Source organism: Fibrobacter sp. UWH1, assembly GCF_002210365.1.
Taxonomy (GTDB): domain Bacteria; phylum Fibrobacterota; class Fibrobacteria; order Fibrobacterales; family Fibrobacteraceae; genus Fibrobacter.
In genome coordinates this window covers 1-18,284 of record NZ_MWQG01000053.1, presented here as the reverse complement: position 1 = coordinate 18,284, position 18,284 = coordinate 1, and the positions used below count along the sequence as shown (strand labels likewise).

General features: G+C 47.2%; 20 protein-coding genes. 4 read left to right on the top strand and 16 right to left on the bottom strand.

All coding sequences use genetic code 11. The annotated features are described in order from the left end of the window. Positions 1-29: 29 nt before the first annotated feature. The 3 genes from B7992_RS15045 to B7992_RS15035 are packed head-to-tail and all read right to left on the bottom strand — an operon-like array spanning position 30 to position 2,822. Entirely contained in the window at positions 30-905 is an 876-nt protein-coding gene (locus B7992_RS15045; RefSeq protein ID WP_088666694.1) for a Na+/H+ antiporter NhaC family protein, read from the bottom strand. Positions 906-945: 40 nt separating this feature from the next. Further along, positions 946-2,193, bottom strand: a complete 1,248-nt coding sequence (gene fabF / locus B7992_RS15040) for a beta-ketoacyl-ACP synthase II (protein ID WP_088666693.1) — start codon at positions 2,191-2,193, stop codon at positions 946-948. Positions 2,194-2,240: 47 nt separating this feature from the next. Then, positions 2,241-2,822 carry a TetR/AcrR family transcriptional regulator gene (locus B7992_RS15035; protein WP_073237032.1) on the bottom strand — a complete coding sequence of 194 codons (582 nt, stop codon included), beginning with the start codon at positions 2,820-2,822 and terminating at the stop codon, positions 2,241-2,243. Positions 2,823-2,938: 116 nt separating this feature from the next. On the opposite strand from B7992_RS15035, the gene B7992_RS15030 reads away from it, so the two are divergent. Next, complete coding sequence (locus B7992_RS15030; RefSeq protein WP_088666692.1) at positions 2,939-4,240, top strand: 8-amino-7-oxononanoate synthase; 1,302 nt, start codon at positions 2,939-2,941, stop codon at positions 4,238-4,240. Between the two features lie 36 nt (positions 4,241-4,276). After that, positions 4,277-4,978: a dethiobiotin synthase gene (gene bioD, locus B7992_RS15025; RefSeq protein WP_088666691.1), complete on the top strand. Its 702-nt coding sequence runs from the start codon at positions 4,277-4,279 to the stop codon at positions 4,976-4,978. Between the two features lie 16 nt (positions 4,979-4,994). Here bioD and B7992_RS15020 read toward each other — a convergent pair whose 3' ends face one another. The 6 genes from B7992_RS15020 to pdxS form a co-directional block, all read right to left on the bottom strand. After that, positions 4,995-5,858: an ATP-binding protein gene (locus tag B7992_RS15020; protein ID WP_073237041.1), complete on the bottom strand. Its 864-nt coding sequence runs from the start codon at positions 5,856-5,858 to the stop codon at positions 4,995-4,997. Further along, positions 5,851-6,606: a ThiF family adenylyltransferase gene (locus B7992_RS15015; protein WP_088666690.1), complete on the bottom strand. Its 756-nt coding sequence runs from the start codon at positions 6,604-6,606 to the stop codon at positions 5,851-5,853. Before B7992_RS15015 ends, B7992_RS15020 begins: the two co-directional genes overlap by 8 nt. Positions 6,607-6,631: 25 nt before the next feature. Next, on the bottom strand, positions 6,632-7,576 hold the full coding sequence (locus tag B7992_RS15010) for a LysR family transcriptional regulator (protein WP_073160117.1): 945 nt from the start codon (positions 7,574-7,576) through the stop codon (positions 6,632-6,634). Between the two features lie 93 nt (positions 7,577-7,669). After that, positions 7,670-9,040 carry a sodium:solute symporter gene (locus tag B7992_RS15005; protein WP_088666689.1) on the bottom strand — a complete coding sequence of 457 codons (1,371 nt, stop codon included), beginning with the start codon at positions 9,038-9,040 and terminating at the stop codon, positions 7,670-7,672. Positions 9,041-9,077: 37 nt separating this feature from the next. Then, positions 9,078-9,686, bottom strand: a complete 609-nt coding sequence (gene pdxT, locus B7992_RS15000; RefSeq protein ID WP_176421969.1) for a pyridoxal 5'-phosphate synthase glutaminase subunit PdxT — start codon at positions 9,684-9,686, stop codon at positions 9,078-9,080. A gap of 44 nt (positions 9,687-9,730) precedes the next feature. Beyond that, positions 9,731-10,621, bottom strand: coding sequence for a pyridoxal 5'-phosphate synthase lyase subunit PdxS (gene pdxS / locus B7992_RS14995; protein WP_073237052.1), 891 nt, complete (start codon positions 10,619-10,621; stop codon positions 9,731-9,733). 117 nt (positions 10,622-10,738) lie between these two features. Between pdxS and B7992_RS14990 the strand changes: the two genes are divergently transcribed. Next, positions 10,739-12,187, top strand: a complete 1,449-nt coding sequence (locus tag B7992_RS14990) for a PLP-dependent aminotransferase family protein (RefSeq protein ID WP_088666687.1) — start codon at positions 10,739-10,741, stop codon at positions 12,185-12,187. Between the two features lie 35 nt (positions 12,188-12,222). Further along, the gene (locus B7992_RS14985) at positions 12,223-12,975 is read left to right on the top strand and encodes a tyrosine-protein phosphatase (protein ID WP_088666686.1); all 753 of its coding nucleotides are present in this window, start codon (positions 12,223-12,225) and stop codon (positions 12,973-12,975) included. A 71-nt stretch (positions 12,976-13,046) separates the two neighbouring features. Here B7992_RS14985 and B7992_RS14980 read toward each other — a convergent pair whose 3' ends face one another. The 7 genes from B7992_RS14980 to B7992_RS14950 form a co-directional block, all read right to left on the bottom strand. Next, positions 13,047-14,453, bottom strand: a complete 1,407-nt coding sequence (locus B7992_RS14980; protein WP_088666685.1) for a lanthionine synthetase LanC family protein — start codon at positions 14,451-14,453, stop codon at positions 13,047-13,049. 103 nt (positions 14,454-14,556) lie between these two features. Beyond that, the gene (locus B7992_RS14975; protein WP_073160105.1) at positions 14,557-15,555 is read right to left on the bottom strand and encodes a PLP-dependent cysteine synthase family protein; all 999 of its coding nucleotides are present in this window, start codon (positions 15,553-15,555) and stop codon (positions 14,557-14,559) included. Then, positions 15,548-15,697: a hypothetical protein gene (locus B7992_RS16815; RefSeq protein ID WP_170932345.1), complete on the bottom strand. Its 150-nt coding sequence runs from the start codon at positions 15,695-15,697 to the stop codon at positions 15,548-15,550. The genes B7992_RS14975 and B7992_RS16815 overlap by 8 nt, the downstream gene beginning before the upstream one ends. Positions 15,698-15,948: 251 nt before the next feature. Further along, positions 15,949-16,353, bottom strand: a complete 405-nt coding sequence (locus B7992_RS14965; RefSeq protein ID WP_176421968.1) for a nucleotidyl transferase AbiEii/AbiGii toxin family protein — start codon at positions 16,351-16,353, stop codon at positions 15,949-15,951. Further along, a complete protein-coding gene (locus B7992_RS17470; RefSeq protein ID WP_088666683.1) occupies positions 16,319-16,645 on the bottom strand; it encodes a nucleotidyl transferase AbiEii/AbiGii toxin family protein in 327 nt (108 codons plus the stop codon). The genes B7992_RS14965 and B7992_RS17470 overlap by 35 nt, the downstream gene beginning before the upstream one ends. Next, positions 16,642-17,310, bottom strand: a complete 669-nt coding sequence (locus B7992_RS14955; RefSeq protein WP_176421967.1) for a type IV toxin-antitoxin system AbiEi family antitoxin domain-containing protein — start codon at positions 17,308-17,310, stop codon at positions 16,642-16,644. The genes B7992_RS17470 and B7992_RS14955 overlap by 4 nt, the downstream gene beginning before the upstream one ends. A 44-nt stretch (positions 17,311-17,354) precedes the next feature. Then, positions 17,355-18,155, bottom strand: coding sequence for a KilA-N domain-containing protein (locus B7992_RS14950; RefSeq protein WP_088666681.1), 801 nt, complete (start codon positions 18,153-18,155; stop codon positions 17,355-17,357). Positions 18,156-18,284 lie beyond the last annotated feature (129 nt).

Genomic DNA, 18,284 nt, shown 5'->3' with positions numbered 1-18,284 from the left:
AAATGAGTATCTTTTGAAAAAGTTCAACATTATGCGTTAGCGATTAGAAATCGCCAATCAATAAAAGTCTGATTTTCAATTACAAGCGCTAAAACAAAAGCCGAAGCAGAACTCCACAGCAGCACAAGACTAGTACGTACACGGGCTACAGAAAGCACGACAATCACCGCAGCCGGCATAAGGCTCCACAATGACAGCGAAAAATCCTTGGCAAAAAGTTCAGCAACATTCGGGACCCCGGAAGCCCCTACAACACCCGAAGCACCCGCAACACCGGCTGTAACATCAACATTCATCCCAGCCGCAAAATAAACCACACAGCTCATCAAGAACGGCAACCAAGTGGTCCTTACCATATCACGGATGTTCTGGTAAATATCCGTCTTCGTAATTCCCGCAGTCAAAAGCGCCATGGATGAAATGGGAGAAATTCTATTACCGAAATAGACGCCTGCCAAAACAGCGCCGCCGATCCACGCCGAATCCGAAACGCCATCCATCCCCATGGAACGTCCGATAGTCGCACAAATCACGCCCATGGTGGCCGCAGTTCCGAGAGCCGTCCCCGTCAAGAGGGACATGGCGGAATTCAACACGAAAGTCAGCAGCACAAAAATTTCAGGACGAATCAATTCCACCGCAAAACTGACCACCGTAGGGATCGTTCCCGCAGCACGCCACATAGAAGTCAAGAGTCCCAGCAGAACAAACAACAGCAGAATGCCGCGGGCCGTCTTCACGCCATTCCAGCACATTTTCAAAGTTTCGCGAAGGCCGCAACAACGCACACCGTAGCCCGCCAAAAGTACCAGCCCAAAGGCCAGCGCATACAGCAAAGGAGCGCCCGTCAAAAGGGACGCAAACAACGCTACGCAGAAAACAGCAAGAATAATTAATTCAACCAAATCAACAGCCCTCAAAAAGGACTATCAATTTAGAAAATCGCTAGCCCTTGAATTTTTTCAGAACCAAGGCGCCGTTGTGTCCGCCAAAGCCAAGCGAAGCAGAAACCGCACAATCGATATTCCCAGCAAAACCCTTACCATCCACCAGGTTGATATCGCAGGCCTCATCCTGGTTATCGCAATTGATATTCGCAGGATAGAAGGAATCATGAATGGCCATGGTCGAAATCACCGCTTCCAAAGCGCCAGCGGCACCAATGCAATGGCCCGTCATCCCCTTGGTGCTGGAAATTTTCATTTTAGCATGATTACCAAAAACATTCAGCAGCATTTGAGATTCCGTCGAGTCATTCATCACGGTAGAAGTTCCGTGAGCATTGTAGTAATCGACATCCTCGGCGAGAGCACCCGCATCACGCAAGGCATGGCGTACAGCCCTGGCGCACATATCACCATTGGGCCTTGGTGAAGTAATATGATAGGCATCGACGCTTGCACCATAGCCGGCCAACTCCGCATAAATTTTTGCCCCGCGGGCCTTGGCATGTTCAAGTTCTTCTAGAACCAAAACTGCACCACCTTCCCCCATTACAAATCCAGAGCGAGCCTTATCAAAGGGGCGGGAAGCCTTTTGCGGACAATCGTTAAAATGGGTCGTCAGGGCCCGCATACTGGCAAAGCCCTTAATAGCATAATCCGTAACGCAGCTTTCTGCACCACCGGCAAGACAGACATCCAGATCGCCATAGCGGATGGCCTTGAGAGCGGTTCCCACCGCGTCCGTCCCCGAAGCACAGGCAGACGAAACCACCCAGGCGCAACCTGTAATCCCCAGCTCCATAGAAACGTTGGCGACACATTCATTGGGAATAAGTCTCGCCACATCAAACGGAGAAATTTTTCTTTTTCCGGATTCCACATACAGATTGAAGGACTGGTCAATTACATCCATGCCGCCAATCGCACTTCCCGCAATGACACCCGTCTTTTCATCTTCAAGAATTTCACGGCTAAGATTCGCATCCCTCACAGCCTCATGGGAAGCCGCCAGAAGGAACTGAGTAAAGCGTCCCATGCGAGAAGCCTTCTTCGGAGAAATTCCATGGTCAGCAGGATTAAAATTTTTCACCTCGGCCGCAATCTGCACCGGGTTAGAAGTCGGATCAAAAAGAGTTATCCTTTCAATACCACATTTACAATTCTTAATGGCATTCCACAATTCGCCTACATTGTGACCGAGAGGTGAAACGGCACCCATACCTGTAATAACAACTCTTCTTTTTTCCATTTAACGAAAGATACTACAGATTTACCATTTTCAACACCTTGTTGATTTTAACTTTTTTTCTTTAAATCAACACTTGGGTATTGCTTTGTTGGTTTTCCGGCAATGAAACTAATTATATAACTGGACATCGTGGGAAGAGATATTTTCGCACCTTCTTCAAGCCAGTGAATAATCATGTAAATAATTCCCGACACCTTGAACACAATGCGATAATAAACGTAGTCATTCAAGGCAGCCCCTTTTTCCTTATACCAGTGACAGTTCTGCTTCCAGATAGTTTCAATCATCAGCTTTACAAAAGTACCGCCATAATCCGTCTTCATCAAGGTTAAGAAAAATCCGTCATTGTCGCGATAGTATTGAAGCATGCGCGTCATGGCGAGGCCAGGATTGTTCTTTTCTAAAAAGGCCTTCATAAAATCACAGGAGGCGTCAACCGTGTCAAGCACCATTTCTTCAAGCAGAGAATCTTTATCCTGATAGTGATTATAAAAAGTCGTGCGGTTAACTTTCGCCCTCTCACAAATAGAGCAGACGTTGATCAAGGAAGCATCACCTTCCTTAAGCAAGTCGACAACCGCTCCTTTCAGGACTTTCTTCGTCTTTAGAACCCGTGAATTTTCTTTCATTTTTTGCATCTGTATAATTATAATCTCTTCGTCCGTTCTTTGTCAACAAAACTTCAAAATACCACGCCGAGAGTTTTCTAAATTCATTAAACAAAAACGTTGGCTTAAGGTAAAACATGTCAATTCTTAACGATTTTACAGATGATGTTTTGCAGGGTATGCAAGAGGCTCACACCTACCGAACCATGCGACTTTTAGAAAGTCCCGAAGCCAGTCACGTTCAAATTGCTGCAGGCGCGCAAATCGCGTCCGATACAGTAAAGAGCACTCTTCTTCTCGCCTCCAATTCCTATCTGGATTTATGCAACGAGCCTTCTCTTAAGAAGGCCGCAGCCGACGCCGTTTTGAAATGGGGCACAGGTAGCGGCGGCGCACGCCTTACCACAGGAAACAAGACTCCCCACGAAGAACTGGAAAGCGCCCTGGCCGACTTTAAGGGCGAAGAAGCTGCCATTACGTTTGGCACCGGCTACATGGCAAATGTCGGAGTAATCTCGGCACTATGCAGCAAACAGGTTTATGAACGTCAAGACGAAAACGGCATCCCGTCAAAAATAATCAGCGAATGTATCGTCTTTAGTGACGAACTGAATCACGCCAGCATCATCGATGGCATCCGACTTTCAAAAGCCAAATGTATTGTCTATAAGCACAATGACATGGCAGACCTACAACGAGTCATTAGCGAAGCCCGCGCAGCACAGCCCTACGAAAAAGTAGCAACCCGCCTCCTCATCGTAACCGACGCTGTTTTCAGCATGGATGGCGATTTAGCAAATCTTCCGAAATTGCAAAAAATCGCAAAAGAAAACAATTGCCTCCTGATGATCGACGAAGCCCATGCCACAGGTGTTATCGGAAAAACAGGCCGCGGCCTTGCAGAACATTTTAACGACATGGGCATTCCCTGCGAGCACGCCGATGTTACCGTAGGCACCTTGAGCAAAGCCATTGGATGCGAAGGCGGTTTCGTTGTGGGCAAGCAGAAACTCATAGACTTTTTACGCAACAAGGCTCGCAGTTTTATTTTCACCACTGCCATGTCCCCAGCCATGGCACAAGCCGCCGCAAACAATCTGAAGTTCATCGAAAACCATCCGGAACGCGTTTTGCAACTTCAAGAAAATGTGAAAATTTTCTGGGACGCTCTTCAGAAGGCCGGAGCGATTCCCGACAGCAACCAATCTGCAATCGCCCCGCAATCCGCCATCATCCCCATTTTCATTGGTGACGAAGCCGCAGCCCTCCGCGCCTCCGCAGAACTTCTGGAAAAGGGAATCTTGATCCCCGCCATCCGCTACCCCACCGTAGCCAAGGGCCAGGCTCGTTTGCGCGCCAGCCTCATGGCCACTCACACGAAAGAAGAATTACAAGACGCAGCAACGGCAATCGCTGCAGTCCTAACCCGCCCCCACTAAAACTACCAACTTTCTACCGTCTACTTCTTACTAACTATGAATGGTTATTTCGTAACAGCAACAGGAACCGACGTCGGCAAAACTTTTGTAACCGCCCTTCTCGTAAAAAAATGGCGTGACTCAGGAATTGATGCAGGCTACTATAAGGCAGCACTCAGCGGAGCTGAACTACGCGACGGCAAATGGATCGCCGGCGACGCCGACTACGTAAAACGAATCGCCAACCTCCCCGACACTCAGGAAGAATTGGTCAGCTACGTCTACAAGGAACCCGTTTCCCCGCATCTCGCCACCCGCAAGGAAGGTAATCCCGTAGAACTCCCGCAAGTCCGTGCCGACTTTGACAAAGCCTCCCACCGACATGATTTCATTTTCGCCGAGGGAAGCGGTGGCATCATCTGTCCCATCCGTTACGATACCCCCAACGCAGACGCAACTAGCGGCAAATCCAGCGAGCCTCAAAAGCTGTTCCTGGCCGACATCATGAAGGAACTGAATCTTCCTCTGCTGATTGTCACCACGGCAGCCCTAGGCAGTATCAATTCCTGCGTTCTGACAGTGGAATACGCAAGAGCCCGCGGTCTTCAAATCCGAGGCATCATCGTAAACCGTTACGGTATCAGCGGCAACATGCAAATGGAAGACGACAACATCTTCATGATGCAGGAACTGACTGGATTTCCCATTCTTGCAAAAATAAAAGAAGGCGATACCGACCTAGGCACCGCCCCCTTTTAATTAAAAGTCAGCTGTACTAGTCTAATATATTTCTATTTTCATCAAACCATTCCAGGAAGGAATGCTGCTCCCCGTTAGCTTTATAGCCCGGGAATGTTTCAATGCAAACCGCATGGATGCTGTTGAAGATACTCTTTTCGATATTGGGGTTGATCTTCTTCAGATTCTTCAGCAGCTCCTTGATTTCCTTGCGCTTGCTGTTGCTGGAACCATCGTCGTTCACCACCGTGTTTAAAGTAAGGCGGCAGGCACACTGGATAAATTCAAGTTCGTTATAGTTACGCCAGGCAATAATATCCTGCTCGTGAATACAGTACATGGGGCGAATGAGTTCCATGCCCTCAAAATTCTGACTACGAAGTTTCGGCATCATACCCTGCAATTGCGAGCCATAAAACATGCCCAAAACCGTAGTTTCGATAACATCCGAAAAATGATGGCCCAAGGCAATCTTGTTGCAGCCCGCATCCATAGCCATGCGATACAAATGACCACGGCGCATCTTGGCGCACAAATAGCAAGGCGACTTTTCAGTCTTGTAGGTCACATCAAAAATATTGGTATCAAAAATCTGGATGGGGATTTCCAGAAGAGCGGCATTCTTCACAATCTGGGCGCGGTTTTCGGCATTGTATCCGGGATCCATCACCAAAAACTGAATTTCAAAATTGCAATCGCTATGACGCTGCAGCATCTGCATCAGTTTCGCCAGCAGCATGGAATCCTTGCCGCCAGAAATGCAGACTGCAATGCGGTCCCCTTCCTCAATCAGCTTGTAGGTTTTAATGGCATTAATGAAGGGCGTCCACAGACGTTCACGATAAGTGGTCGAAATGCTCCGTTCCACTTTCTGCACATACGTAAGTTCACGCTTAGCCATTCCGCTGCCTCCCGCAAATATCCTGCATCACCAAGCCGGCAATGGTAAAACCGAAAATAGCCACGGCGTGGGCCATGGTCCCGTTATAGGCCACCTTGTGAAACTCTGCAGGAGCGCCATCATTTTCGGGAATGCCACCTAAATTTTTCAGCAGCTCCTCGCTGTACACGCACTTGATTTTTTTAGACGGGCGCAATTGTTTTTTCTTGAACTTGTCGCGAAGGGCGCGGGCCAACGGGCACCCCTTTACATCCCAGAATTCCGCCACATGGATTTTTGTAGGATCCATCTTGAGGGCAGCCCCCATGGAAGCGTAGACCTTGGCCTTTGTTTTAGAAGCCGCAAGCATCAAGTGCATCTTGTTTTCGAGACTGTCGATGGCATCGATAATGACATCATAATCTTCAAGATGAAAAGAGGCTGCCGTTTCTTCGCTATACAGTTCCGCACGAGTCTCAATTTGAGCATCCGGATTAATTTCAAGCAGACGCTGTTTTAAAACTTCAACCTTTACCTGGCCAACCGTCTTCGTGGTTGCCATAAGTTGGCGATTCACATTGGTAACGCTCACGTTATCGGAGTCCACCATGGTCACGTGATGAATACCTGAACGCACCAAGCTTTCGGCGCACCAACTTCCCACGCCGCCAACACCAAAAATAATCACACGCTTTTGCGTAATGACATTCATGGTTTCATCGCCCACAAGGCGAATAGTGCGATTGAAAATATCGGTATTCAGAGGCATGACGTAAATTTAAAAAATACGTCCGTTATTCCTGAACAGCCTTCCCAGAAGTATATGCCTGCAGATACTCTTCCAATTCGCGAATATAGATTCGGCAAATGGTGCTGAGCATAAAGTTCTTCTTGGTAATGTAGCCGATTTCCATGGTACGGTCATCTTCGCCCTTGGCATCCTTAAAGGGAACAGCCACATAATCGGATCCGTTGATTTCTTCGCTGATAATGCCGGAGCAGAGAGTGTAACCATTCAGGCCCACCATCAAGTTCAGCATGGTGGCACGGTCATTGGCCTTGATGGTCTTATGATATTCATTTGTACTTAAAATTTCTTCAGCGAAATAATAGTTACCGCTTTCGCTCTGCTCAAAAGAAAGGCAGGGGTATTGGGAAAGATCATCCAGGTTCACCGACTTCTTATTTGCCAGCGGATGATTTTTCCACATGTAGGCAAAGGCATGGCAATCAATAAGCTTATGGAATTCCAGGTCGTGTTCCTTCAACAGATAGTTGATGTACTTGCGATTAAAATCGCTAAGGTACAAAATACCGATTTCGCTGCGCAGGCCGGTAACGTCATCGATGACATCCTTGGTCTTGGTTTCGCGAAGGGCAAATTCGTAATCATCAATGTTGAACTTTTTCACCATTTCCACGAAAGACTTCACGGCAAAGGAATAATGCTGGGTCGAAACAGCAAACTTTTTCTTCTTCTGTTCTTCCTTGCTGTAACGTTCCTGGATGGTTTCGTAATGGTGGTAAAGCTCGTTGGCGTGGGCAATGAATTCTTCACCCTCGGGAGTGAGGGTCACACCGCGACTGGAGCGATTAAAAATCATGATGCCAATTTCATCTTCCAGATCGTGGATAGCCGCAGTCAAAGAAGGCTGGGAAATAAACAGGGCTTCAGCGGCCTTGTTGAAGGAGCCAACTTTTGCGATCCCAATGGCGTAGCGAAGTTGTTGAAGGGTCATGATTTCTCCAGATAACAAATTCAAACTACAATAAATATAGTTAAATAGATTTAATTTCCCTATAGTTTCAATAGGAATATTTTAAAAACACACTTATTTTCGACGTTTCAAACCAGCCAAGGCGAACAAAAGCGACACAAAAATTCCAATATGAGGCAAATATGCAGGCGTCACAAAATTCACAGCCGAAGAAAGTATGGCAGGGATCAGCCCAAACAAACCGCCAAGGCAAACTCCAGTGTACCACAGAGGCTTACGGATTTCAAACTTCTTATGGGATATGACAGCCACCGCCAAGGGAGCCACAATTCCCGGCGTGTAGACAGAATAAGCCATGGTCAAAAGGCCGATAATATCCTTTCCACCTAAAGCCAAAACCATGGCAACCAAACCAATGACCACCACAAGAATTCTCACCACGGCGATGCGGCGGGTATTCAAAATGTCGCTTCCGAAAATAGCCGCAGAATTTATAAGGCAAGTATCTGCAGAAGACAACAACGCCGAAAGAAGCCCCACCGACAAAAGCGCAGCCAAGGGCAAAGGCAAAACGCCAGAAGCCAAACGGAACAAGGCATTGGTCTTTGAGCCCGCCACATCAGGAGCATACTGTGCCGCCCACATTCCCAGCAATACAATAATCACGCTAAAAATCAGAATGGCGAAACTTCCCGCCACCACAGCCTTTCGGGCAGCCCCCGCATCTTTCGCCACCAAGTTTCTTGAAATTACGTCAGGTCCCAAGAAGTAGGCCCCGCCCACAGTAAAAAGCATCATGGCAAGATCAGCAGCACCAAACTTTTCATTCAATAACGAAAAATCAAAATTTGAAATTCCAGAAGCGGTCGCATTTAAAGCGGTCGCAGCAGAAACATCCGCAAATCCACCAAGCAAATAAATCGCGGAAGCAGCAAAACCCAGCGTCAAAATCCCAAACTGCAAGGCATCAGTACGCACAACAGAAAGTTGCCCGCCCAGCAAGGTGTACACAATAACGATGGCCGCCGTTACAACCACCGACAAAGCACCTGCATCATGACCTAACACCAGTCCAATAAATCCAGCTACCGCAGCAAACTGAGCCGCGATAATTCCAATCCAGGAAACAGCAATAATCAGGCCTACCAATTTTCGGCCAGTCCTATCTACTGTTTTTTCCGCAAGTTCCGGAAGGGTACGCACATCAAGATCGTGAATTGGCTTGCTTAAAAAAGCAGCCTGAAACCAGAAGCCGACGGCACCTACACCAAGCCACCAGAACGCCGCAAAGCCGATGGATTCCGCACGGGCAGCAATACCGATCGTGGCGCTAGCCCCAAGGACCGTGGCCATCAAGCTAGTAAACACAAAAGGGGCGGTCTGACGTCGACCCGCCACCACATAATCATCAAAATTCTTCACCTTGAATAAATCGCGAATGCAGATAAATCCAAGGACGAAGAAATATATTAGAAGAAGCTTCACAGCGAGATTCCCTTATAATTCCACGACGAAATATAGGTTATTCCCCAAGGCACATATCCACGAAGTACTGGTGAATACGAGTGTCCTCGTTCAGCTCCGGATGGAAAGAAATTCCAAGCTGATTCTTGTAGCGGGCAGCAACGATTTCGCCTTTTACCTCGGCAAGGATTTCCACACCATCCCCAACTTTTTCGATCAAGGGCGCACGAATGAAAGTCATGGGAACCGTAGCTTCATCCGTAATTCCACGGAAGGCTCGCTCCGCGAAGAAACTTCCCAGCTGACGGCCGTAGGCATTACGCCGAACAGTCACAGGCAAGGTACCGAAATACACATTGCCGTCATTGCTCAAACGTTCCGCCAAGAGAATGAGACCGGCGCAGGTTCCAAAAACAGGAAGCCCATCCTGAATCAATCTCAACAGCGGTTCGAACATATCCAAATCCCGCAACAGCTTGCCCTGCACGGTGCTTTCGCCACCGGGGAGAATCAGACCGTCGAAAGGACGATTCGAAGGTCGGTTTAATCCTGCGGGAGCTTCCAGGTCTGACTTCTGCCGGATTTCAAAGGTCTCTACGCCAAGCTTTGTGAGAATCTGTTCGTGTTCAATAAACGCACCTTGTACCGCCAGCACACCGATACGCAGGGGACGAGCCGCTGCCGGGTTCTGTACAGTTTTGGTATCGCTCATTATTTACCTCTTTCAGCCATGAGGAGTGCGATTTCCTGTTCGTTGATGCCCACCATGGCTTCGCCCAGGTCTTCGGAAAGTTCAGCAATGAGCTTTGCATCCTTATAGTTGGCCACTGCCTTCACGATGGCCTGAGCGCGCTTCACCGGATTGCCAGACTTGAAAATACCAGAACCTACGAACACGCCTTCGGCACCCAGCTGCATCATGAGCGCAGCGTCTGCGGGAGTTGCCACGCCACCAGCGGCGAAGTTCACAACAGGCAGTTTACCGTTATCGTGAACGTACTTTACCAGAGCGTAAGATACCTGAAGTTCCTTGGCGCGGTTGTACAGTTCGTCTTCACGCATAGAAGTGAGGCGAGCGATTTCCTGCTGCATCAAGCGCATGTGGCGAACAGCCTGGACAACGTCACCCGTACCCGGTTCACCCTTGGTACGGATCATGGAAGCACCTTCTTCGATACGGCGGAGAGCTTCACCCAAGTCCTTGGCTCCGCAAACGAAGGGAACCTTGAAATCGCGCTTGTTGATGTGGTAAATATCATCGGCCGGAGAAAGAACTTCGCTTTCGTCGATGTAGTCAATTTCAATAGCCTCAAGAATCTGAGCTTCGGCAAAATGACCGATACGGCACTTAGCCATCACCGGAATAGAAACAGCTTCCTGGATACCCTTGATCATCTTCGGGTCACTCATACGGCTCACGCCACCGGCAGCACGGATATCAGCCGGAATACGTTCCAGGGCCATCACGGCGCAAGCACCTGCAGCTTCTGCAATCTTTGCCTGTTCCGGAGTGGTTACGTCCATAATCACACCACCCTTCAGCATCTGAGCAAGATTCTTGTTCAATTCGTAACGTTCTGCAATGTAATTCTGTTCAGACATTTTTTACCTCACTTTTAAAAACAGCACAAAAATACCCTAAAAACTGACCTCTTTAAATATTCAATTTTCTATTATTTTAACAAGACCAGAATAAGACCAGTTTAGGACCAGATAAAAATGCTTAGCTACAACATCGAAAACGTGGGCAGCGATACCCTCTACCACTTCCTTTATAAGAGTATCAAGAATGATGTTCTGAACGGCAAGTTGGAAGCCGAAGAGAAATTACCGTCTAAACGTTCTCTGGCAAAGCAAATGGGCATCAGCCTCATTACCGTAGAAACCGCCTACAACCAATTGCTGGCCGAAGGTTACATCTACACGGAACCTCGCAAAGGCTATTTCGTATCCAAACTGAAAATCGCCCAGACTGAAATCAAGCACGACTTCAAGGAATCCCGCGAAGCTCGCAACACTCAGAAATTTGATTCCCTGGTTCAAAAATCCCGCAGCGCAAAACAATCCAAGAAACACTTCGTGGACTTCTCCAACAATTTGGGAAATCCCGAAATGTTCCCCTTCAGTACCTGGGCAAAAATCACACGACAGGTCCTTTGCGAAAATCAGATGGAACTTCTGGAACGCGCTCCCTACGGAGGCGTATACCCATTGCGTAAGGCTATCGCCGACATGCTCAATGGTTTCCGCAATATGAACGTGGATCCGGAGCAGATTATCGTTGGCGCAGGAACAGACTATCTGTACGGTCTCATCGTCCAGATTCTGGGATTTAACAAGAAGTACGGCGTAGAAGATCCCGGCTACAGCAAGATTTCAAAAATCTACCGCAAGATGAATGTCACTTGCAATTTCATTCCGCTGGACGACTCCGGAGTCATCATCGACCAGTTGGAAGAAACCTGCACCGACGTCATTCACATCTCCCCCAGTCATCATTATCCCACAGGTATTGTGATGCCTGTAAGCCGCCGTTACGAACTGCTGAGCTGGGCCGCCAAATCCAGCAACCGCTACATCGTAGAAGACGACTACGATAGCGAATTCCGCATGACCGGTCGCCCTATCTCCACGCTGCAAAACATTGACGTATCCGATAAGGTCATCTACATCAACACATTCTCCAAGACTCTTACATCTTCTGCGCGAATCAGCTACATGGTGCTGCCCAAGAGCCTTGCCCAAAAGTACAAGGAGGAATTTTCCTTCTACACCTGCACCGTTTCTACCTTGGAACAGCTGGTGCTTGCAAAGTACATCAGCGACGGCTCCTTTGAAAAGCACATCAACCGCATGCGCAACGCCTACCGCGGCCGCCGCGACACATTGCTCCAAGCCATCCGCAAAAGCAAACTGACCGCCATCTCCACCATCGCTGAAGAAGACGCCGGCCTCCATTTCATCTTGAAAATCAACACCGCCCTTTCCGACGAAGAATTCTGCAAGCAGGCAAACGAAAAAGGCGTTCGCATCGGCGCCCTCTCCGATTACTACACAGAGGCCACCCCCAGCGAGCACCAGTTCATCATCAACTACTCCGACCTCCCCGAAAACAAAATCGCAAAAGCATTGAATATTTTGTACGAAGTTGCCATTGAAAAATCGTAATTTTTACACATTGAATTTCATCTAGAGGAATTCTTATGAAACTTGAAGGTGTTGCAAACGTACGCGATCTTGGTGGCATTAAAACTATCAGCGGAAAGACTGTGAAGAGCAATCTTCTTTTCCGTTCCGCAAACTTGTCCAAGGCGTCCGAAAATGACGTAAAGCAACTTCAAGGACAGAATCTGAAACTGGTTTGCGACTTGCGTACCGAAACGGAACGCAGCAGCGCCATGGACGTGGAAATTCCCGGCGTAGAAAACATTTGGTTTAATGTTCTCGGTCAGCTTCCCCAAAAAACAGACAAGCCTTCCTCTGCACAAGTCGGCCTGGACATGGTGAAGGTCATGAACCCCAACACCTTCAGCCCGGAAGTTGCCGTAAAGATGATCGAAATCGTCAAGAGCGGCATTTTCGATGCCATCCTAAAAACTCAGGGTGGAACCATTCTTTGGCACTGTTCCCAGGGCAAGGACCGCGCAGGTCTCGCCGCCGCGTTTATTCTGTTTGCGTTGGGCGTAGACGAAAAGACAGTCATGGAAGATTTCAACAAGTCCAACGAATCTTACCAATCCATGATTGACGTAGCCCTGCAATTCGCCAAGTCCCAGAATCTTTCGGAACAACATCAAGGCGTCATCAAGGCAATCCTTGGCGTCAATCCCGATTACCTGCATAAAGCCCTAGACTTCATCAAGGCCAACTTCAGCTCCATGCAAAAGTACATGGAACTAAAGCTGGGCCTTACCGAAGACAAAATCCAGAAACTGAAGGAATACTACCTGCAATAAAAAAAGAACTCCCAGGCGGATTTCATTACCCGGGAGTTCCCTTTGTTGTACGGATTTTTAATTTTCAGAGATTATTTCAGGAACAGATATTCCAACGTTTCCGTCTTGATCTTGATATTCTTTTCGTGGGCGTAAAGGTACAGGAGTGCAGATCCCACGCCAGCTGCGCCATCGTAAAGGCCCGTGTAGGTTTCCACGAAGCCCGGAATCTTGCGGGTCCAGGCAGCATACCAGCGACGGCCCTTGTCATCGTTATAGGAATCGCCCAGCAGCTTATCGGCAGTAACCTTCGCCTGTTCGATGTAGGAATCCTTTCCAAGAACTTCTGCAGTCTTTACGAAGTGAGCCAAAACGCCCGGGGCACCGCAGCAGAGGCAGTAACTGTTCCAGTACCCCGGAGTATGTTTCAGCGGAGCACCAGCCTTCAGAATCCCCTTCGTCAGAATGTCAACCCACTGCAAGTTTTCCTTGTCGCCGGTCACGTCGTAAAGTTTGCGGAACAGGATCGAGGTTCCCACAGGGCCATGGCAAGTGGAAAGGTAATAGAAGTCATGGAAACGTCCTAATTCAGGATTGTAGAGGTACGGGATTAACGCTCCATTTTCGTCACCTTCTGCAATAGCAGCCAGGAATTTCACAACTTCGTTCGCCTTTTCAAGATAAGCAGGATCCTTGGTTTCTTCGTAAAGAAGAACATTCAAGAAAGCCGTACCTGCAGCGCCGTGACTAAAGTTGGGGAATGCAGATTCCTTGGACTTCCAGCCAACCAACGTGAGGTCAACATTCTTGTAGTAAATGCCGCCTTCCTTGGCGTGAGTGATGCGAGTGTCCGTAAAGGCGACTACGCGCTTTGCGGCTTCCAGATATTTTTCGTCACCAGTCTTACGGTAAACATACAGGAAGAAGAAAGCGTAGGAACCATCAGCCATCAAGTCCGCTTCCGTGGACCAGTGAAGGATCTTTCCGTCATCATGACCTGCAGCAATCGCATCATCGGCAGACTGAATCAGGAACTTGCGGTAGCGTTCATCCTTCACATGAGCGTAAAGCTGATCCAAAAAGATGGCCTGCCCCGCCGGAGACGCATAGACGCTGGTACCCCAGCCCTTCACAGGCCAGATGCCGCCTTCGGCACCTTCCAAAACATCCTTGAAGAACTTTACGCCTTCGTAGGTATTCAGAATGTATTCCGCGGCATCTTTTGCTTCCTGCAAATATTGTTCATCTTTCGTTACTTCGAAAAGCTGCAAGAAAAACTGGCCGATACCAGCCGAGCCTGCGTAAAGGCCCTTGGGAGTAATCATCAGATCACCAGCGTATTCGTTACCCGGTTCCGGACTTACCTTCCAGTACTTTCCTTGCGGCGTTACCACTTCGTTATTCTTCAGATACTTCACAATCTGAAGAACGGATTCCAAATAATCTTCAGTAGACTTCGCTGCCTTCAAAGCAATATTCTGTACAAAATTCAATTTCATTCTAAAAAAACTCCGTCAAAATTACGCACTATTTTCTAGTTCCTCAAAGCTCAACTTGTTGAGCGACCTCAATGCTCAAAGCACCGAAGGTGCGCCCTCACACCTATTTCTGCTTCTTGTACAGTTCCGTAGAAAGGTACTTGTAACCGTTATCGGGGTAAATCACCACGATGTTCTTGCCGGCTGCTTCAGGGCGCTTTGCAATCTGGATTGCGGCGGTAAGGGCGGCGGCAGCAGAAGTTCCCAGGAAGAGGCCATCGGTCTTTGCAGTTTCCTGTGCAGTTGCGTAAGCGTCTTCCGCCTTGATGTCGATGACTTCGTCAAACTGGAAACCGTTATCGCGATTGGTCTTGATGAGGGTAGGCACAAGAGGTTCAGCCACACCATGCAAAGGCAAGGTTCCATCTACGATATGGCCAGTAAAGTCGGGGCTATCCGGGCGGGAGCTCTTTGCAGCCTGCACACCCACAATCTTTACGCCAGGATTCTTTTCGCGAAGATAGCGGCCTGTACCCACGATGGTGCCGGCAGTACCGCCCATTGCAACAAAGTAATCCACCTTGCCATCCGTGTCTTCCCAAATTTCTGGGCCGGTAGTCTTGAAATGGAATTCCTGGTTGGCTTCGTTTACAGTCTGACCAGTATAATAGAAACCCTTTTCCTTGGCGATGCGCTTGATACCATCAATCAAATCATCAAGCACCAGGCCCGTCTTTTCGAAATCCTTGACTTCTTCGATATCGTAGAAAGACTTTACGTTCAAGCCGTAGCCTTCAAAAATCTGGACGCGTTCGATAGTCGTGCCCGGTTCCAGATAAGGTTCGAATTCGTAACCAAGAGCGTGACCGATACCGGCAAGGCCAATGCCCGTGTTACCGCTAGTCACGTCAATAAGAGTGTCGCCCTTCTTAATCAGGCCGCGACGTTCACCATCCTGGATCAAGGCCAGAGCCAAGCGGTCCTTCACGGAGCCGGTGGGGTTCAAGTATTCCAGCTTACCAATGATGTGAGCCTTAAGACCATACTTTTCTTCGTAATTGGAAAGTTCAACAAGAGGAGTGTGGCCAACGAGTTCTGCAATAGACTTATGAATCTTAGACATGTTTGAAATCCTTTTTTTTGATTTGGCAATACTCAGAAACCGGTTTGTTCAACCTTTTTTTGCCGACATCATTCGGCCCGATTTTCTGATTTTGATTTTCGCCCGGCACCGCGCCAGGTCTTTCGTCCTTAAGTTTTTCCACTTGATTAACTACTTGCTTTGACCAAACCATCAAGGACTTTTGATATTTGAGCGAAGCAGTTATCTATCCTTCTGCATGCCTTTCGGCATTCGACAGTCACTACACATAATGAACCCCTTCGAATGCTTAGGTGAACTTGAAAACATTTTCTAATTCCCTATCAATCTTGTAGGAATAAAAATAGAAAACCCCTGCCATCTGGCAAGGGATAGTTATAATACTATTTTTCTAGGGTTGGGTATAGGGTTTGACTATATCGCAGTCAGTAGATTCTTTATTACTGCAACAATATCGTTATAACCGATATTTGCAGCATACGAATTGCTTTTAGCATAGCGTTCCCAAAATTGTTTGAGACTACCGCTATTTTCAATGTCCACAAAATGTTCTACCGCATTTTTAACTTGGTCCCAGGATTTCCTGTGTTCGCAAGTCTTTTTTAAAGCTAAAGAGAATCTTTTCCCATTGAACTTTTTAAGCTTACTGAGCATATACACATCGTAAAAATCACGAGGACGAGTGTTCAAAACGCCTTTACTTAAAATGGATTCAATTTTCTCTGCGACTATTGTTTCTAGCGTATAAGTCCACAATTCAAAACTTTCCTGTACATTACATAGATTAACCCAGGATCGTTTTTGGGGTTCGGGAGTCACGACATCTCCGGTGGTAATGTCTAATACCTTGTACGCTTTTTTCGTTAAAAGAAAAACCTCGGGATGTCATATCAATATCCATCGTGGTTCTATTTTCTATTCCAAGGATAACCGAAATTAAGGAACCGCCCTTGATAATGAAGCAGTCCTTGTAACTAGAAGCCGCAATTCGATTGAGAAAGCGCTCCATCATGAAATTTTGCAAAATCAATTGTGGAGCAACTCTTTTCTCTTTTGCAATGTTCTTGATTTTAGCTTTTAAGCTAGTCGCCTTTGCGCCTCTTTGTTTCACAGCAATACCTCCAGCGCATCGCGAACCTTCTCCACAATCCCAAGTTTTTGGGCATATTCAGAAAGATGTTGAAGATTTTTTGTCTGCATCTTTGCGTACATTTTCAACGATGCAATGTAGGTTTCTGGATCGAACTTTTTTTTGTACTTGATAAGATCACAAATAGTTCTTTCCGCATCAAAGCAGGGAACCAAATTTCCCATAGGCGTTTTGATTTCGGTTTTGCCGATGTTCCACGACTCCCTTTCTGCATAATGAATTGTGCATTCCTTTGAAAACGCGGAAGAAAGCCTTTTGTCCCTTGGAAGAGTGAAGGAATGAATCGCCGGCGTTCGTTCAGTAATGCCATTTAAAAACAGAGCCGTTTCATGTGAAAACACAATGTTTGGAGAACACAAACTGAGAATGAACAGCTCATCAGGAAGCTCGGTGGGCAATACATAGAATCCCTTTGCGACGCGGTCCAAGTCACCATTTGCAGCCATCTGGGAAAGAACGGCCCTGGAAACGCCCTGTTTTTCAGCGTTGGCGGTAGAAACCACGCCACCGTTAGCCTTGGCGATACTTTCGATAGTTTCTACAATTGCGTTATGACTCTTCTTTACTTTCACTACAATAATATAAAATTTATTGTAGCAAAAGTCAATATCTATATTTTCAAGCAAGCGACTCTCCTTTGTGTTACAAGCTGGATATAAAAAACCAAAATTCACTTCAGCAATTTGTTTTGCCCGATACTTTCTAGCACCGTCATCTGCGAAATTGCAATCTGGTTTAACTTTGCTAAGCGCTCGCTTTGCGTTACACCCTCGTTGATCAAGACGGAGTTTAACGATTCCATGTTGCTGAGGCAAATCAGCTGGTTGACCGTCGCGTAATCACGAACGTTCCCCGGTAGTGTAGGGTTGGCTGTGCGCCACTCCGCTGCTGTGAAACCGAACAGAGCCTTGTTCAATACGTCGGCCTCATTGGCATAGACGAAGGAAATTTCTTGTGGTGTGAGCGTCGCAGGAATCAAGTTCTGTTTGACAGCGTCTGTGTGGATATGGTAATTGATCTTTGAAAGTTCTCGCTTTACGGACCAGCCGAGCTGAGCCTGCTCCGCTGCTTTGAGACGCTGATATTCTTTTACCATGAGTAATTGAAATTTGGGACTAATCCACATTCCGAAATGGTATGCGATATCGCGGTGCGCGTAGGTTCCTCCGTATCTTCCGGATTTAGCAATAATTCCGATTGCGTTGGTCTGGAGAATCCACTGCTTTGTTGATAGAACGAAATTATTGGAACCTGCGGCATTTTTAATTGTACCGAATTCGGTATAATTAAAATTTGGATTATAGATTGATTCCCATTCCCCAATATATTCGATGGTATTTTTTGTACTGAGCCATTTGAAAATGATATGCTCTTGCAATTGACTCTTGGCCATATCCGTCAATGAAATGTAATCTTCGCCATTTACATTTTGAACGGAAATTTCGGTATTCAAAACATTAATCTTGCTCATATTTACTCCTTTGTGTTACAAGCGATATAAAAAAACACAAATTTAATGCACAAATGTGCTAGTGAACAAAATATAATCGATTTTATTAACTCTGTCAAGCTAAAGCACACATTTGTGTAGAGCTAGCAT

Coding starts and splice junctions, on each gene's coding strand:
- fabF (WP_088666693.1), bottom strand. CDS start 2,193: ATGGAAAAAAGAAGAGTTGTTATTACAGGTATGGGTGCCGTTTCACCT.
- B7992_RS15035 (WP_073237032.1), bottom strand. CDS start 2,822: ATGAAAGAAAATTCACGGGTTCTAAAGACGAAGAAAGTCCTGAAAGGA.
- B7992_RS15030 (WP_088666692.1), top strand. CDS start 2,939: ATGTCAATTCTTAACGATTTTACAGATGATGTTTTGCAGGGTATGCAA.
- bioD (WP_088666691.1), top strand. CDS start 4,277: ATGAATGGTTATTTCGTAACAGCAACAGGAACCGACGTCGGCAAAACT.
- B7992_RS15020 (WP_073237041.1), bottom strand. CDS start 5,858: ATGGCTAAGCGTGAACTTACGTATGTGCAGAAAGTGGAACGGAGCATT.
- B7992_RS15015 (WP_088666690.1), bottom strand. CDS start 6,606: ATGCCTCTGAATACCGATATTTTCAATCGCACTATTCGCCTTGTGGGC.
- B7992_RS15010 (WP_073160117.1), bottom strand. CDS start 7,576: ATGACCCTTCAACAACTTCGCTACGCCATTGGGATCGCAAAAGTTGGC.
- pdxS (WP_073237052.1), bottom strand. CDS start 10,621: ATGTCTGAACAGAATTACATTGCAGAACGTTACGAATTGAACAAGAAT.
- B7992_RS14990 (WP_088666687.1), top strand. CDS start 10,739: ATGCTTAGCTACAACATCGAAAACGTGGGCAGCGATACCCTCTACCAC.
- B7992_RS14985 (WP_088666686.1), top strand. CDS start 12,223: ATGAAACTTGAAGGTGTTGCAAACGTACGCGATCTTGGTGGCATTAAA.
- B7992_RS14980 (WP_088666685.1), bottom strand. CDS start 14,453: ATGAAATTGAATTTTGTACAGAATATTGCTTTGAAGGCAGCGAAGTCT.
- B7992_RS14975 (WP_073160105.1), bottom strand. CDS start 15,555: ATGTCTAAGATTCATAAGTCTATTGCAGAACTCGTTGGCCACACTCCT.
- B7992_RS14950 (WP_088666681.1), bottom strand. CDS start 18,155: ATGAGCAAGATTAATGTTTTGAATACCGAAATTTCCGTTCAAAATGTA.